Below are 15,698 nucleotides of genomic sequence, written 5' to 3' on the forward strand. Positions count from 1 at the left end.
ACTAATTTTCTATTTTGGCCAATTCATTTTTTGAAATAAATCCCAAACCACAATGCCGGCACTTACGGAAATATTCAAAGAATGTTTGGTGCCTAGTTGTGGGATTTCGATGGAGCCATCGCATAATGCAACCGCTTCCTGTGAAACTCCGTAGACTTCGTTCCCAAAAACCAAAGCATATTTCACTCCTTTTTTAACTTTAAAATTTTGAAGAAAAACGGCACTTTGTACCTGTTCTATAGCTAGCGTGATAACGCCTTCTGTTTTTAATTTTTCGATAACTTCAAGAACATTATCCTGATGTTGCCAAGTTACTGTTTCAGTAGCACCAAGGGCTGTTTTATGGATTTCCTTATGTGGTGGTGTGGCGGTGATGCCACATAAAAATATTTTCTCGACTAAAAAGGCATCGGCAGTTCTAAAAACAGAGCCAATATTATGCAGGCTTCGAATGTCATCTAATACCAAAATAAGGGGTGTTTTTTCAGATTGTTTAAAACCCTCAACGGATTTTCGATCCAGTTCACTATTTTCGAGTTTTCTCATGTGTGTAAAGTATTCAAAAAAAAAGCTTCCGAAATGAATGGAAGCTTTTTTATGTATTCGTTAAAATTTTAGCTTTTTGCAGGTTGTGCTGCTAAAACGTTTCCTTTTATCGTCAATGTTTTATTAGGAACAGTAGCATTTGTTGTCAACGTAACGGTTTTTGTAAATGCCTGACCTGCTCTTGAAGTATCATATTTTACTCCAATAACTCCTTTTGCACCCGGGGCGATTGGCTCTTTTGGATACGTTGGCACGGTGCAACCACAAGAACCTTGAGCATTAGTTATGATTAAGGGTTTGTTGCCGTTGTTAGTGAATACAAATTCACGGCGGCCCTCAGCGTTGTGTGCTATAGTACCATAATCAATGGTTTCAGTTACAAAAACCATTCCTGCTCCATTTACTTTGGCAAGTGTGGCGCTAGTCGCTTTTATCTTTTTTGATGTTTCTTGTGCATTAGAAGTCGTTATTCCTAAAACCACTAGTAATGCGAAGGCAATTATTTTTTTCATGTGTGTTTCAATTTAATAGAGTCACAAATCTAAAAAAAATAAATAAATTAGGCCTTAAATATTTCTTAAAAAAAAGGTTAATTTTTTAAGGAGGTTATTTATTTGCTTTAAAATCTATAAATTCGCTGATATTTTTTCATTTTTAAACACAAATACAATTGGCATCTAAAGATAAAGAAGTTAAAGAAACTCCGTTAATGAAACAGTACAACGAGATCAAAAGGAAGTATCCGGATGCGTGCTTGTTGTTTCGTGTTGGGGATTTTTATGAGACATTTGGGGAGGATGCTGTTCGTGCCTCTAAAATATTAGGAATTGTATTGACCAAGCGTGGAGCGGGCTCTGAAACCGAGACGGCTCTTGCCGGTTTTCCGCACCATTCCTTGAATACCTATTTGCCAAAATTAGTAAAAGCAGGGCTTCGTGTAGCGATATGTGATCAGCTCGAAGATCCAAAACTGACTAAAACCATCGTGAAACGCGGCGTGACTGAACTTGTAACTCCCGGTGTTTCCATGAATGATGAGGTTTTACAGTCTAAAACGAATAATTTTTTAGCAGCTGTTTTTTTTGCCAATAAATCCATAGGGATTTCATTTCTGGATGTGTCTACCGGTGAATTTTTGACGGCACAAGGCAATGCGGAATATATTGACAAACTCTTACAGAATTTTAATCCCAGCGAGGTTCTGATTCCAAAAAATAATAAAAATGATTTTCGAGAGATTTTCGGAGACGACTATCATAGTTTTTATCTGGAGGATTGGATTTACAAAGAAGACTATGCATTCGAGACCTTAACCAAGCATTTTCAAACGGTGTCTTTGAAAGGATTTGGAATCGAAGACCTGAAAGAAGGAATTATTGCTTCAGGAGCGATTTTATATTATTTATCCGAGACGCAGCACAATCGGGTGCAGCATATCACCTCGATTCAACGCATTGCCGAAGATGCTTATGTCTGGATGGATCGTTTTACGATTCGCAATCTGGAATTATACCATAGTTACAATCCCAATGCGGTGACATTGCTAGATGTTATTGATAAAACGCTTTCACCAATGGGGGGACGTTTGTTGAAACGTTGGTTGGCATTGCCACTGAAAGACAGTGCTAAAATAAAAAGTAGACATGAAGTAGTTTCGTATCTAAAAGACAATCAGGACGTCCTGAAAAACATCCAAAATCAAATCAAGCAAATTTCTGATTTGGAACGTTTGATTTCGAAAATTGCCGCCGGAAAAGTCTCGCCTCGCGAGGTTGTGTATCTAAAAGAATCATTAGATGCGATTATTCCAATAAAAACCTTGGCACTGGAAAGCCCGCAGGAAGCTGTAAAAGTAATTGGTGATAGTTTGCACAACTGTGAATTGTTGCGTGAAAAGATAAAAACGATTCTCAATCAAGATGCTCCTGTGGCTATTGCCAAAGGGAATGCGATTGCCAAAGGGGTCAATGCAGAGTTAGATGATTTGCGGGCAATATCAACTTCCGGAAAGGAATTTTTGGACGGAATCGAAAAACGCGAATCACAGTTGACAGGAATTTCCTCGTTGAAAATATCTTTTAACAACGTTTTTGGTTATTATATTGAAGTACGAAACCTGCATAAGGATAAAGTTCCTGCGGAATGGATTAGAAAACAGACCTTAGTTAATGCGGAACGCTACATTACGGAAGAATTAAAAGAATACGAAACCAAAATACTCGGTGCCGAAGAGAAAATCCATAAGATAGAAGTAGAATTATTTGAACAATTGGTGAGTTGGATTGCCACGTATATAAAACCCGTTCAAATGAATGCTAATTTAGTAGCGCAACTGGATTGTTTATGTTCTTTTACGCAATTGGCTATCGAAAATAAATATGTTTGTCCGGAACTGGACGAAACATTCGAACTGGAAATCAAAAACGGAAGGCATCCTGTTATCGAAAAACAATTACCACTTGGCATGCCTTATATTGCTAATGATGTTTTCTTGGATAGAGAAACGCAGCAACTGATTATGATTACGGGTCCAAATATGTCTGGAAAGTCAGCCATTTTACGTCAAACCGCTTTGATTGTACTCTTGTGTCAAATGGGGAGTTTTGTCCCTGCAGACAGCGTGAGAATGGGAATTGTCGATAAGATATTCACTAGAGTAGGAGCAAGTGATAATATTTCGATGGGAGAATCTACTTTTATGGTCGAAATGAATGAAACAGCTTCCATTTTGAATAACATTTCGGATAGGAGTTTAGTCCTTTTGGACGAAATTGGGAGAGGAACGAGTACGTATGACGGTATTTCAATCGCATGGGCAATTGCGGAGTTCTTACACGAACATCCTTCAAAACCCAAAACATTATTTGCAACGCATTATCACGAGTTGAATGAAATGAGTGAATCACTGCCAAGAATTCAGAATTATAATGTTGCTGTCAAAGAATTGAAAGATACCGTGCTTTTTATTCGAAAATTGGTAAAAGGAGGAAGTGCCCATAGTTTTGGAATACATGTGGCAAAAATGGCCGGAATGCCTCAAATCGTTATTTTGAAAGCACAGAAGCTTTTAAAAAAATTAGAAAAGAATCATTCCAGCGATGCACTGAACGGAATTAAAGCTGCAAAAGATGGCTCGAGCCTGAAAGGCGAACAGGCGGAGCAAATGCAAATGAGTTTCTTTAATCTGGATGATCCTTTATTGGAAGAAATTAAAGAAGAGATCCTAAATCTCGATATCAATACCATTACGCCTATGGAAGCGCTGATGAAACTCAATGAAATTAAAAGAATGCTGACTAGAAAATGATTTTATTTGTTTTAAAGTTTAGGTTATCAGAACGTTAACTTTAATCTGTGAATTTTTCATAAAAAAGGCTTGTGTAATTCAATAAATGTCTTAAATTTGCATCCGCAATACAGAACAAGTATCGCGGTTCTTTCTAAGAATTGAAAATGCGAAAATAGCTCAGTTGGTAGAGCGCGACCTTGCCAAGGTCGAGGTCGCGGGTTCGAGCCCCGTTTTTCGCTCGACACCACATAATGCTCGGATGGTGAAATTGGTAGACACGCTGGACTTAAAATCCAGTGAACAGCAATGTTCGTGCGGGTTCAAGTCCCGCTCTGAGTACTAAACCGCTTCAACTGAAGCGGTTTTTTTTTGTTTTATGGTTTTTAATAAAACTAAATCTGTTGGAGCCAATATCAACTCCTTGCTTTTTCGTGATTCATAATTTGAATTTTTGTTATTTTAATAAACTATGGGGGCTTTCGTAATAAGTAAACGATATAATGACGAATATAAATTTGTTTTTACTTCCAGAAAGGGGAAAATAGTTTTTACAAGTTTGAGTTATGAACTGAAATTTGAGTGTGAAGAAGATATTGAAAAATTTAAAGCAGCAATTGAAACTGCTGACTTTTTAAAATTTAAGTCTTCCGGTGGGAAGTTTTACTTTAAATTGATAGTAAGTGGTAATCATTTTGCCACGAGCAGAAAATATACCACTTCGCTGCGTTTGCAAAAAGGGATTGACGAAATTGTACGCTATGGATCACTATCCGAAACATTAGACTTTTCAGCAAATGATTTTGTTTTTATCGATTGAATCTTTAAATAAAGACATAAAAAAAGAGAATCTCGGCTAGTTGCTGAGACTCTCTTTTTTGCTTTTGAAAATCTGTTTCTCGAAAGAGGAGGTTTTGCAAATTAAAAAAGCCATCTCGCATAGCGGATGGCTTTAAAATTTTTAGAATTTGAGTTCTAATTATTTTTTTGCAGCTTCAGTAGCAGCAGCTTCAGTAGCAGTTGCAGCAGAATCAACAACAACAGCAGCAGAGTCAACAACAACAGCAGCAGAATCAACTACCATAGCAGCAGAATCAACAACAGCAGCAGCGTCTTCAGCAGGAGCGTCAGCTTTTTTACATGATACAACAGTCAAAACAGCAACAGCAGCTAAACTTAAAAATACTTTTTTCATCTTAATTTAATATAAAAGGTTAATTATTAATTCGTGGCAAAGATATAAATTTTTTAATATGTAAAATATTTTTTTATTTTTTTTTTAAAAAATATTATTTTTTATGCACGCTAGGATAAAAAGCAAATAGTGTGCCAGTCAAAGTAAATATTTAAGAAACGTTTAATATTGGTGCTATACTCTCGTTTTTTTTGCTGTTTTTATTTTAAGTTTTTCTTTTTCAAGGAGTTGGTTTTCTTGGGGTGAACTAATTTTAATTCGGTGATTAAATTTTTTGCACCTGCGTATTTATCGATAATGAACAAAACATAGCGGATGTCCACCATGATATTTCTGCAGATACTGGGGTCGTAATAGAGGTCGCTCATTGTTCCTTCCCAGACCCGGTCAAAATTAAGTCCTACTAAGTTTCCGGAAGCATCAATCGCAGGGCTTCCTGAATTGCCCCCGGTAGTATGATTGGTGCCAATAAAGCAAACTGGCATTTTACCATTTTCGCTGTACGGGCCATAATCTTTTGTGTTGTAGAGGTTCACTAGTTTTTCAGGAACATCAAATTCATAATCTCCCGGGATGTATTTTTCCATAACACCATCTAAATAGGTTATTGGAGTGTATACAGTAGCATCTTTAGGCTCATATCCTTTTACTTTTCCATAGGTTATTCTCAAAGTACTGTTGGCATCTGGAAAAATCCTGCTATCCGTGTTTAATTCTAACAGCGCTTTCATGTAAGTACGTTGCAGTGCTGTAATCTTCACGTTGATTTCGTCATATTTTGGAGCTACTTCTTTAGCGTATTTATCGGCTATTTCTTTAACTAACAGGAATCCGGGGTCGTTATTTAAATTTGTTAAAACAGTTCCGGCGTCACCTGACAGCAATTCTATTAGGCCGGCATAATTTTGAAGTTTGGATTTAGTATATATTTCCGAGGCCAAATTCCCTGCATTAACGTTGACCAAACTTTGCGGTAAAAATTGTTTTGGAGATTTTGTCGCATACAATTCGATCAATTGTTCAAAAACTTTTTGATCTACAGTTGAATTGAAGTTTTTATAAAAATTAGCCAATCCGGGTATTAAATTATTTTTTCGGTCTGTAAAAGATTGTTCTCCTTTGGCTTTATACACTTGTTCTAATAGGTATAACTTGTATCCAGTACTGAGCAATTCCGTATTGCGCAGAACTACTTCCGTAAAATAGTCTCTTGCTAGCGCATAAGGAGCTATTTCTGTGTAGTTTTTGTCAAAATCAGCCAATACTGTTCCATATTCTTTTTCTTTGCCTGCTTTTGTTATTTTTTGTTGAAACGTTTTCTCAGATTCTCTTTTTACAGTAACTGCATTTGATTTTTTTAATCCTTGTGTCTCGCCAATCCATTTTTTCCAATAATTAGCAGTACTTGCATATTTTGAGGCGTACTGAATTTTGATGGCGTTGTCTTTTCGCATAAAACTATCAGCTATTTTCAGGGCTTTGTCTCTGACTTCGATTTTTGCAGGATTCAGTTCGGTTATAATTTGCTCAATTGCAACAGCGGGTAAATATTCGTTTGTTTTGCCCGGGTATCCAAAAACCAATGTAAAATCATCCTCAGCTACGCCATCCAGTGAAATAGGCAAGAAGTGTTTGGGGGTGTAAGGCACGTTGTCTTTTGAATATGCAGCCGGACGATTGTTTTTATCGGCATAAATTCTAAACAAAGAAAAATCACCAGTGTGACGTGGCCAAACCCAGTTGTCAGTGTCAGAACCAAATTTTCCGATGGCAGTAGGTGGAGCGCCAACCAAGCGCACATCCGTAAAGGTTTCCGTGACAAAAAGCATGTATTGATTGCCTTCGTAAAACGTACGAATTTTATTTTCCTGCCAATTTTCCTTTGGCAACAAATTAGACAATGCCGTAATGTTCTCTTGAATTTTCTTTTGTTTTTCGGCTTCACTACTAAGGGAAGCAGTACCTTCCAGAATCGATGTGGTTACATCCTCAATTTTTACCATAAAAGTAACTGTCAAACCTTCATTTGGTAATTCATCTTCCATTTTGTATGCCCAAAAACCATCTGTCAGATAATCATGGTCAACGGTAGAATGCGATTGAATTTGAGAAAATCCACAATGATGATTGGTCAGGATTAGTCCTTTTGGAGAAATAACTTCAGCGGTACAGCCACCGTTAAAATGAGGTACAGCATCCTTGATGCTGGATTGATTTACATCATAAATGTCTTTGACGGACATTTTCATGCCCAGATTTTTCATTTCAGTTTCATTCATTCCTTTTAGCAACGAAGGAATCCACATGCCGCCTTGCTGGGCTTGCATCTGAATGACAAATAGGACTAAGAATAATTTTAAAAATTTCATAGTATTAAATTTAGAGTGTAATTTTATATGATTTTGTACTTCATTAATTGTCTGTTGTGCGATTCAAAACCGCTGGCGAGATACAATTTTTGTGCTTTTTCATTGTGCGGTTCCACTTCTAGATAAAGCAACTGTAACGATAGTTTACGACTTTCAGTTGTAATAAATGCAATGGCTTCGTTACCAATCCCTTTTCCACGTGCTTTTTCGGTGACATACAATTCGTCTAAAAAAGCAATTCTTCCTTGGTGTTCAAAACTAAAAACAAAGGTTAGAATAAGATAGCCCACAATTTCGTTGACGGATATAATGAGCCATGCTTTTCCTAAATTTTCATTGGAAATAAATTCTTGAAATAAAGTTTTGGACACATCAACAGAAATGGGATAATTATCTATGGCATAAAATTCCTGCATCAGCGAGACAATGGTTTCAATATCAGTAGCAACCAGAGGTTTAAATTCAATCATTCAAAATATGGTTTAAAATAATGGTGGTGGCGCCTTTATTCATTTGTACAAAAGTGCTGGATATATGACCTTTCTCCTGTCGGATATCATCATTATGAATCAGGTTTTCAAGGGCTTCGTCCAATTCTTTTTGGTTGTTGACGGCAACACAGGCTTCCATATTGACCAAAGCAATTGCTTCTGCAAAATGCGAATAGTTGGGGCCAATAAGGATTGGAACACCAAAAGTTGCCGGTTCTAAGACATTATGAACGCCGGGATTCCCAAAACCGCCACCCACATAGGCAATATCCGCATAACTGTATATTTTTGTCAAAAGACCAATGATGTCAATGATAAAAACATCGAAATCCTGTAGGGACAAGTCGCGACTTGTCCCTACAGTCTCCATTTCAGAGAATAAAACAGTTTTTTTGGTAATGCTGTTTTTTAAATTCTGAATTTGTTCCTCCTTTATATTATGTGGCGCAATAATAAATTTGACATTGAAAGTATTCGAATTTATAAAATTCACTATTAAATCTTCATCTTTTGGCCACGAACTTCCCACGACAATAGTGAGTGTGTTGTTTTTAAAATCAGAGATAAAATCCAACGAATTGTCTTTTTCTAAAATTGTAGCCACTCGATCAAATCGGGTGTCGCCAGAAACAGCAACGTCTGTTTTGCCTAACTGCTGCAGTAATTTTTTGGAAGTTTCATTTTGAACAAAAAAGTAGGTAAAGGCATCCAGCGCTTCTCTGTAAAAGCCGCCGTACCACTTGAAAAACAGTTGATTTTTTCTAAGAATTCCAGAAATCAGGTAGGTTTTAGTATTTGATTTTTTGAGTTCAAATAAATAATTGGGCCAATATTCGTATTTGATGAAAAACACTAAATCCGGATGAACGAGATTCAAAAATTGTTGTGCATTTTTCTTGGTATCCAAAGGCAAATAAACTGTAACATCAGCAACTGTATTGTTTTTACGGACTTCATAACCCGAAGGAGAGAAAAAAGTAAGCACGATTTTGTGCAAAGGAAACTGCTTTTTTATCTTTTCGAGCACGGGTAAACCTTGCTCGTATTCACCCAAAGAAGCGGCATGAAACCAAATTGTTTTGTCAGTACGTTTTATTTTTTGTTCCAAAATAGGGAAAACTACTTTCCTGCCATCCATGAAAAGTTTCATTTTTGGACTGAAAAGTGCTGTGATTTTTAATAAAAAACCAGCAAATTGAACCACTAAAGTATAGAGAAAAAGCATGATTAAAATTTTTGGGCTAAAATACGGTTTCTTTATTTTAATTTCTTCCACAGCAATATTTAAATTTTGGTTGTTAGGAATGTCATTTTTAGTTCATTTGAATGATATCTTTTTTTAATGTAGGTTGTATTGGTTTCAACTCATAAATAGCTATTTTTGTTCTTCGATTTAAGAAAGTATTTACTGTATTAAGAAATGGTATTCTTTCGAACATTAAACAAAAATTGTAATGAAAAAAATCCAAATGGTTGACTTAAAGAGTCAATATGAAAAAATAAAAGATACCGTTAACATTTCTATTCAGGAAGTTTTAGATACTAATACTTATATTAATGGACCTCAAGTTCATCAATTTCAAAAATCATTAGAAGAATATCTGGATGTAAAACACGTAATTCCGTGTGCAAATGGAACTGATGCGTTGCAAATTGCCATGATGGGACTGGATTTAAAACCAGGCGATGAGGTAATCACTGCCGATTTTACCTTTGCAGCCACAGTGGAAGTAATTGCTTTGTTGCAATTGATACCGGTTTTAGTCGATGTGGATCTATATAATATGAATATTTCTATCGAAGGAATCAAAAAAGCGATTACGCCAAAAACAAAAGCGATTGTACCGGTACATTTGTTTGGTCGTGCCGCCAATATGGAAGCGATTATGGCGATTGCAAAAGAATATAACTTATACGTTATCGAAGATAATGCGCAAGCGATTGGTGCCAATTGTAAATTTTCGGATGGCACTAAAAAGAAAGCGGGAACGATTGGACACGTAGGAGCAACTTCGTTTTTTCCTTCAAAAAATCTTGGGTGTTACGGAGACGGCGGAGCTGTTTTTACCGATGATGATGCTTTGGCGCACAAACTTCGCGGAATTGTAAATCACGGAATGTATGAGCGATACCACCATGATGTAGTAGGCGTAAATTCCCGATTAGACAGTATTCAGGCGGCCGTTTTGAACGCAAAGTTGCCTTTGTTAGATGAGTATGGAAGAGCCAGACAAGATGCAGCCAGGAAATATTCTGCGGCTTTTGAAGGGCATAAAAATATCGTTGCACCAACTATTTGTTCAATTTGTGACTGTCACGTTTTTCATCAGTACACGTTACGAATCATTGATGCTGACAGAAATGGCTTGATGCAGCACTTATTGGAAAAAGGAATTCCTTGTGCTATTTATTACCCAATTCCGTTGCATTTACAAAAAGCCTACGCTGATTCCCGTTACAATGAAGAAGATTTTCCGGTAACCAATCAGCTAGTAAGGGAAGTGCTTTCATTGCCGATGCACACCGAATTAGATGACGAGCAAATTAAATTCATCACGGATTCAGTTTTACAATATTTAAAATAATATTGTTGTAGAGACGCGATTCATCGCGTCTTTTTTATAAACGATTAGATGCAGTTTATTGCGTCTGTACAAAATTAGAAATCATGAAAATAGTAGTCACAGGTGGGTTAGGGTTCATAGGGTCTCACACCGTAGTGGAATTGCAAAACGAAGGGTTTGAAGTTGTCGTTGTAGATAATTTATCGAATACTTCCTTGAGTGTTTTGGACGGAATTCAGAATATTACGGGGAAAGTTCCGGCTTTTGAAAAATTAGATTTGCGCGAAAAAGAAAAAGTGCAGAATTTTTTTAAAAGGCATCCTGATATTTCAGGGGTCATTCATTTTGCAGCTTCAAAAGCAGTGGGCGAAAGTGTTGAGAATCCGTTGTTGTATTATGAAAATAACATCAATACACTGGTATATGTTTTGCAGGAATTACAGCTAAAACCGGAAGCAAATTTCATTTTTAGTTCTTCTTGTACGGTTTATGGTCAGGCCGAAACCATGCCAATAAATGAAAATGCTTCTATTCAAACCGCCATGTCTCCTTATGGGAACACGAAACAAATAGGAGAAGAAATCATTACTGATACTGCCAAAGTTACTAATATCAACGCTATATTATTGCGTTATTTTAATCCAATAGGAGCGCATCCTTCTACTGAAATCGGAGAATTACCTATTGGAGTTCCTCAGAATTTAGTGCCGTTTATTACACAAACCGGTTTTGGATTGCGAAAAGAACTTTCGGTTTATGGTGATGATTACCCTACTCCAGATGGAACGGCAGTACGCGATTACATTCACGTAGTTGATTTGGCGAAAGCCCACGTAATTGCTCTACAGCGCTTATTGAACAAAAAAAATACGGCTAAAGTAGAAACCTTTAATCTGGGAACCGGAACCGGCAGCTCAGTATTAGAGGTTATTCATACTTTTGAAAAAGTAAGTGGTAAAAAATTGCCTTATAAAATTGTAGGTCGCAGAGAAGGAGACATTACCTCAGCTTACGCCAATACAGATAAAGCCAATACTATTTTGGGATGGAAAGCACAATCCACGCTGGAACAAGCTATGGCAAGTGCCTGGAAATGGGAACAGAAGATTAGGGGATGAAAAAATCACACCCGCTTCATACCAAAAATCAAAAACCTTCAAAATCATTTGATCTTGAAGGTTTTTGATTTTTGGGGTTCTTGCGGAACTGTTTGCGAATCATTTCATCTAGGATTTGAATAAAATGACTCTGAGGAATCCTTTCTGGTTTAATTTGGAAAAAGTAGTTTTGTATTGCTATCTTTTTGTATTAAAGTTGCAAAACTGCCACAAGCGGTAAGAACTAAAAATATAAATTTCTCATGTTAAATTATATGAAAGTCAGGATCTGGACTGTATTTAAAAGCCCAACAGTAATAGTATTAGCTTCGTGTTCGTGTAGCGAAGAGTCAACATCAAGTGAAATAAAAAGGAAGTGAAAAAAGAGGAAGATGAAGGAGCATGCTGGGCTATTTGTACGGAATGTCAGGGACGTGGCAAAAAAAGTCGTGGGATCAGCAAGAAAGCGCGACTCCGCTATCAACTAGCATTTGATCTATTTGAAAAAACAAAAGGCGAAGGAGCGGCTCCAGTGTATCCCAAGGGTCACTTATACTCCTGTTTGAACTGTTACGGATCCGGTTTGGTTCATTCGGATAGTCACCCGGTTGCGGATAAAAAAAACTTCCCACACGTTGCTATTATCGGTGGTGGTATTGGAGGAGTAGCTCTAGCGGTGGCTTGTTTGCACCGCGGGATTCCTTTTACGCTATTTGAGCGCGACAGTAACTTCGATGCTCGCTCTCAGGGCTACGGACTTACTTTGCAACAAGGGAGTAAAGCGATCGAGGGATTAGGTATTTTTTCTTTAAAAGAAGGAGTGATTTCAACAAGACATCTGGTTCATACTGCAGAAGGAAAAGTGATTGGGGAATGGGGAGTCAGAAAATGGATACAGTCAGATACGAAAACATCTCCCAAGCGTTCCAATGTACATATTGCACGACAATCGATGCGTTTAGCCTTACTAGAGCAACTCGGCGGACAGGATGCAGTACAATGGGGGCATCAGTTGGTAGCGTTTGTGGCATGTAAGGATGGTGTTGATTTAAGCTTTCAAATAGACGGGAAAATAAAGAACTACAAAGCAGATCTTGTGGTTGGAGCCGATGGCATTCGTAGTTCGGTACGGACGCTACTGATTGGGGAGGATATTACTCCATTACGTTATCTGGATTGCATTGTTATTTTGGGAATTTGTCCTTTAAGTGCTCTCGAAGATCGTACAAGCCATTTACTAGACTCTGCAACTGTATTTCAAACCGCCAATGGCAATGAGCGGATCTACATCATGCCTTATACGTCAGACTCAGTGATGTGGCAACTTAGCTTCCCAATGCCAGAACAAGAGGCTAAGACATTAAGCGCTCAAGGACCTCAAGCACTCAAGGAAGAAGCGTGTCGTAGAACGCAGTGGCACGATCCCATTCCTCAGATTTTAGCGGCGACCCTGGATGCGCAGATTTCTGGCTATCCTGTGTATGACCGCGAATTACTCCAGTCAGAAATGATGGAGAAATGGGGGGCAGAGACTTTGATTGGTGATGCGGCTCACCCGATGAGTCCCTTCAAAGGACAGGGGGCAAATCAAGCCTTGCTAGATGCACTTTCGCTGGCTCGGGAAATATCAAAGGGATGTAGTCCTTTATCTCAATGGAGAAAAGGTGGAATAAGGGAAAGTGTGTTAACGAAGTTTGAAGCGGAAATGTTAGAACGCAGTGGGATCAAAGTGCAGGATTCAGCTACAGCTGCAGAGTTCTTACATTCTGATATCGTGCTTCAAGAGGGTAATGCGCCCAGAGGACGGAGTCTAAAGAAAAAAGACACTTAGATATAACTTGCAGAGATGGTTGCGTGTATTGCGGAAATAATTTTAATTCTAAACGAAGTGTTCCGTTAAGTAGTAAACATAAAAAAACTCCATTAGAAATAATGGAGTTTTTGTGGGCGATGAGGGGTTCGAACCCCCGACCCCCTCGGTGTAAACGAGGTGCTCTGAACCAGCTGAGCTAATCGCCCTAAACAATTTGGTTACTTTCGTTTCCGTTATTGCGTGTGCAAATATACGCCACTTTTCTAGATTTGCAAGTAAAAACCAAAAAAATTATAAAATTTCTGCTACTACAAAGGTGCTTCCACCAATGTATATAAAATCAGTTGCTCCGGCATTTTTCAGTGCGGCATGATAAGCTTCTGAAACAGAATTGTATACTTGGCCTTTTAGGTCAAAGCTAGCCGATTTTTGTTTTAGAATTAGAACATCCAGCCCACGAGGAATATTGGGTTTGCAGAAATAATAGATAGCTTTTTTAGGAAATAAAGGCAGGATTTCATTTAAATCTTTGTCATTTACAACTCCCAAAACAATATGTAATGCTTCAAAAGTTTGTTTTTGGATTTGATTCAACACAATTTCCAGTCCATTTTTGTTATGTGCAGTATCGCAAATAACTTTGGGGAATTCTCTTAATTGTTGCCATCTTCCCTGCAGTCCGGTATTTTTCATCACATTTAATAAGCCAGATTTTATATTTTCAGGAGTGATTTTAAATTCGTTCTGACTGTTTAAAACGGTGATGGTTTCTAATACCGTTCTTTTATTGTGCCTTTGATAATCGCCAATTAAATCAGAAGAATAGGTTTCTGAAATTAAATCAGCAGCAAAATAGATTTCCGAATTGCATTCTTTGGCTTTAGCCAAAAAAACAGATCGGGTTTCAGGAGTGTATTCTCCTATTATCACGGGAAGGTTGGGTTTGATAATTCCCGCTTTTTCAAAAGCGATTGATTCAAGTGTGTTGCCCAAAAATTGCGTGTGGTCCAATCCTATATTGGTAATCACCGAAACTAATGGAGTGATAATATTGGTAGCGTCTAATCGTCCGCCCATTCCCACTTCTATAACGGCGATGTCTACTTTTTCTTTGGCAAAATAATCGAAGGCTAAACCAACGGTCATTTCAAAAAAACTCATGTCATTGGATTCAAAAAAATGTTTGTGTTCATGGATGAAATTAGTAACAAATTCCTCGGAAATATCCTTTCCACTAATTTTTATACGTTCCCTAAAATCCTTTAAATGTGGGGAAGTGTACAAGCCAACTTTATACCCAGCTTCTTGAAGTATGGATGCCAACATGTGCGAAGTAGAGCCTTTTCCATTAGTTCCCGCAACATGAATGCATTTTATTTTTTCTTGAGGATTGTCAAGATGTGCTGTGAGTAAATGCGCATTGGTTAAATCTTTCTTGTACGCCGAGGCGCCCTGAAGTTGGTACATCGGGAGCTGGTTAAACATCCAATTGGTGGTTTCCTGGTAGTTCATTTTTGTAATAAAATAGTAATTGTTTGAAATATTTTTCGTTTTTTTTAGTTTAATAGTACATCGAAAAGTATCTTTAGTGCAAAATTGAAATAATTTTTAGAATTAATGATTAAAATACAATAATATTATATGTTTAGTTTTATACAATTACAGGCCGACACGATTACCAACGCTGCTTCAAACGTAGTTATTGAAAAAATTGCTCCAAATGCCGAAATATCCACTTTAGGATTCCTTTTAAAAGGGGGCGTGTGGCTTATCCCAATCGGGATTCTATTATTTTACACTTTTTATCTTATTATAGAACGCTATTTGTATATCAATAAAGCATCAAAAATTGATACTCTTTTGATGCGCGATGTACGTGATAATCTTAATTCAGGGAATCTTGATTTAGCTCGATCTATTGCAGAACGAAATAATACGGCTTCAGGAAATATCATAAAAGAAGGAATTCTGGTTATTGGGCGACCAATTATTGAAATTGAATCTAATATGGATCGTGCTGCAGATATCGAAATAGGAGAAATGGAAAAGCAGTTAGGTCACTTAGGCCTTATAGCCGGAATCGCACCTACGTTAGGGTTTGTTGGAACTATTTCTGGAGTAATTAAAATATTTTATAGTATTTCAGTTACTGAAAATATTAGTATCGGTAATATTTCCGGGGGATTGTATGAAAAAATGATCAGTAGTGGTGCGGGCTTAATCGTTGGTATCATTGCCTACAGCGGATATCATATATTAAACGGCAAGATTGATAATTTTGCTTTAAAAATTCAAAAACAAATCCTGGAGTTTGTAAATATTATTCAAAGATCGTAA

13 protein-coding genes and 3 tRNA genes are annotated in these 15,698 nt (G+C 37.3%); 8 read left to right on the forward strand and 8 right to left on the reverse strand.

Features of this window, described 5'->3' with window-relative positions:
* Positions 1-9: 9 nt before the first annotated feature.
* Both EKM01_RS02565 and EKM01_RS02570 read right to left on the reverse strand, forming a co-directional pair.
* Positions 10-546: an RNA methyltransferase gene (locus EKM01_RS02565; protein ID WP_126451746.1), complete on the reverse strand. Its 537-nt coding sequence runs from the start codon at positions 544-546 to the stop codon at positions 10-12.
* A gap of 68 nt (positions 547-614) precedes the next feature.
* A complete protein-coding gene (locus EKM01_RS02570; RefSeq protein ID WP_126568061.1) occupies positions 615-1,058 on the reverse strand; it encodes a DUF1573 domain-containing protein in 444 nt (147 codons plus the stop codon).
* A 158-nt stretch (positions 1,059-1,216) separates the two neighbouring features.
* On the opposite strand from EKM01_RS02570, the gene mutS reads away from it, so the two are divergent.
* The 4 genes from mutS to EKM01_RS02590 all read left to right on the forward strand — a co-directional run bounded on the left by mutS (position 1,217) and on the right by EKM01_RS02590 (position 4,652).
* Positions 1,217-3,853, forward strand: a complete 2,637-nt coding sequence (gene mutS / locus EKM01_RS02575) for a DNA mismatch repair protein MutS (protein WP_199745210.1) — start codon at positions 1,217-1,219, stop codon at positions 3,851-3,853.
* 148 nt (positions 3,854-4,001) lie between these two features.
* Positions 4,002-4,074, forward strand: a tRNA-Gly gene (locus EKM01_RS02580).
* Between the two features lie 14 nt (positions 4,075-4,088).
* A tRNA-Leu gene (locus EKM01_RS02585) sits at positions 4,089-4,174 on the forward strand.
* A 130-nt stretch (positions 4,175-4,304) separates the two neighbouring features.
* Positions 4,305-4,652 carry a DUF1508 domain-containing protein gene (locus tag EKM01_RS02590; RefSeq protein ID WP_126563378.1) on the forward strand — a complete coding sequence of 116 codons (348 nt, stop codon included), beginning with the start codon at positions 4,305-4,307 and terminating at the stop codon, positions 4,650-4,652.
* A gap of 159 nt (positions 4,653-4,811) precedes the next feature.
* On the opposite strand, the gene EKM01_RS02595 is transcribed toward EKM01_RS02590, so the two are convergent.
* The 4 genes from EKM01_RS02595 to EKM01_RS02610 all read right to left on the reverse strand — a co-directional run bounded on the left by EKM01_RS02595 (position 4,812) and on the right by EKM01_RS02610 (position 9,112).
* Entirely contained in the window at positions 4,812-5,027 is a 216-nt protein-coding gene (locus EKM01_RS02595) for a hypothetical protein (protein ID WP_126458662.1), read from the reverse strand.
* A gap of 200 nt (positions 5,028-5,227) precedes the next feature.
* Entirely contained in the window at positions 5,228-7,396 is a 2,169-nt protein-coding gene (locus EKM01_RS02600) for a S46 family peptidase (protein ID WP_126563377.1), read from the reverse strand.
* A gap of 23 nt (positions 7,397-7,419) precedes the next feature.
* The gene (locus EKM01_RS02605) at positions 7,420-7,866 is read right to left on the reverse strand and encodes a GNAT family N-acetyltransferase (RefSeq protein WP_126562773.1); all 447 of its coding nucleotides are present in this window, start codon (positions 7,864-7,866) and stop codon (positions 7,420-7,422) included.
* Positions 7,859-9,112 carry a 3-deoxy-D-manno-octulosonic acid transferase gene (locus EKM01_RS02610; RefSeq protein WP_126576576.1) on the reverse strand — a complete coding sequence of 418 codons (1,254 nt, stop codon included), beginning with the start codon at positions 9,110-9,112 and terminating at the stop codon, positions 7,859-7,861. Before EKM01_RS02610 ends, EKM01_RS02605 begins: the two co-directional genes overlap by 8 nt.
* Before the next feature lie 229 nt (positions 9,113-9,341).
* On the opposite strand from EKM01_RS02610, the gene EKM01_RS02615 reads away from it, so the two are divergent.
* The 3 genes from EKM01_RS02615 to EKM01_RS02625 all read left to right on the forward strand — a co-directional run bounded on the left by EKM01_RS02615 (position 9,342) and on the right by EKM01_RS02625 (position 13,379).
* Positions 9,342-10,472, forward strand: coding sequence for a DegT/DnrJ/EryC1/StrS aminotransferase family protein (locus EKM01_RS02615; RefSeq protein ID WP_126766684.1), 1,131 nt, complete (start codon positions 9,342-9,344; stop codon positions 10,470-10,472).
* 83 nt (positions 10,473-10,555) lie between these two features.
* Positions 10,556-11,569 carry a UDP-glucose 4-epimerase GalE gene (galE, locus tag EKM01_RS02620; RefSeq protein ID WP_126766688.1) on the forward strand — a complete coding sequence of 338 codons (1,014 nt, stop codon included), beginning with the start codon at positions 10,556-10,558 and terminating at the stop codon, positions 11,567-11,569.
* Positions 11,570-11,924: 355 nt separating this feature from the next.
* Positions 11,925-13,379, forward strand: coding sequence for an NAD(P)/FAD-dependent oxidoreductase (locus EKM01_RS02625; RefSeq protein WP_126766691.1), 1,455 nt, complete (start codon positions 11,925-11,927; stop codon positions 13,377-13,379).
* 113 nt (positions 13,380-13,492) lie between these two features.
* Here EKM01_RS02625 and EKM01_RS02630 read toward each other — a convergent pair.
* Positions 13,493-13,567, reverse strand: a tRNA-Val gene (locus tag EKM01_RS02630).
* Between the two features lie 85 nt (positions 13,568-13,652).
* Positions 13,653-14,873 carry a folylpolyglutamate synthase/dihydrofolate synthase family protein gene (locus EKM01_RS02635; protein WP_126766695.1) on the reverse strand — a complete coding sequence of 407 codons (1,221 nt, stop codon included), beginning with the start codon at positions 14,871-14,873 and terminating at the stop codon, positions 13,653-13,655.
* 129 nt (positions 14,874-15,002) lie between these two features.
* Between EKM01_RS02635 and EKM01_RS02640 the strand changes: the two genes are divergently transcribed.
* On the forward strand, positions 15,003-15,698 hold the full coding sequence (locus EKM01_RS02640; RefSeq protein ID WP_126576579.1) for a MotA/TolQ/ExbB proton channel family protein: 696 nt from the start codon (positions 15,003-15,005) through the stop codon (positions 15,696-15,698).

The organism is Flavobacterium sp. RSP46, assembly GCF_003984825.1.
GTDB lineage: Bacteria > Bacteroidota > Bacteroidia > Flavobacteriales > Flavobacteriaceae > Flavobacterium.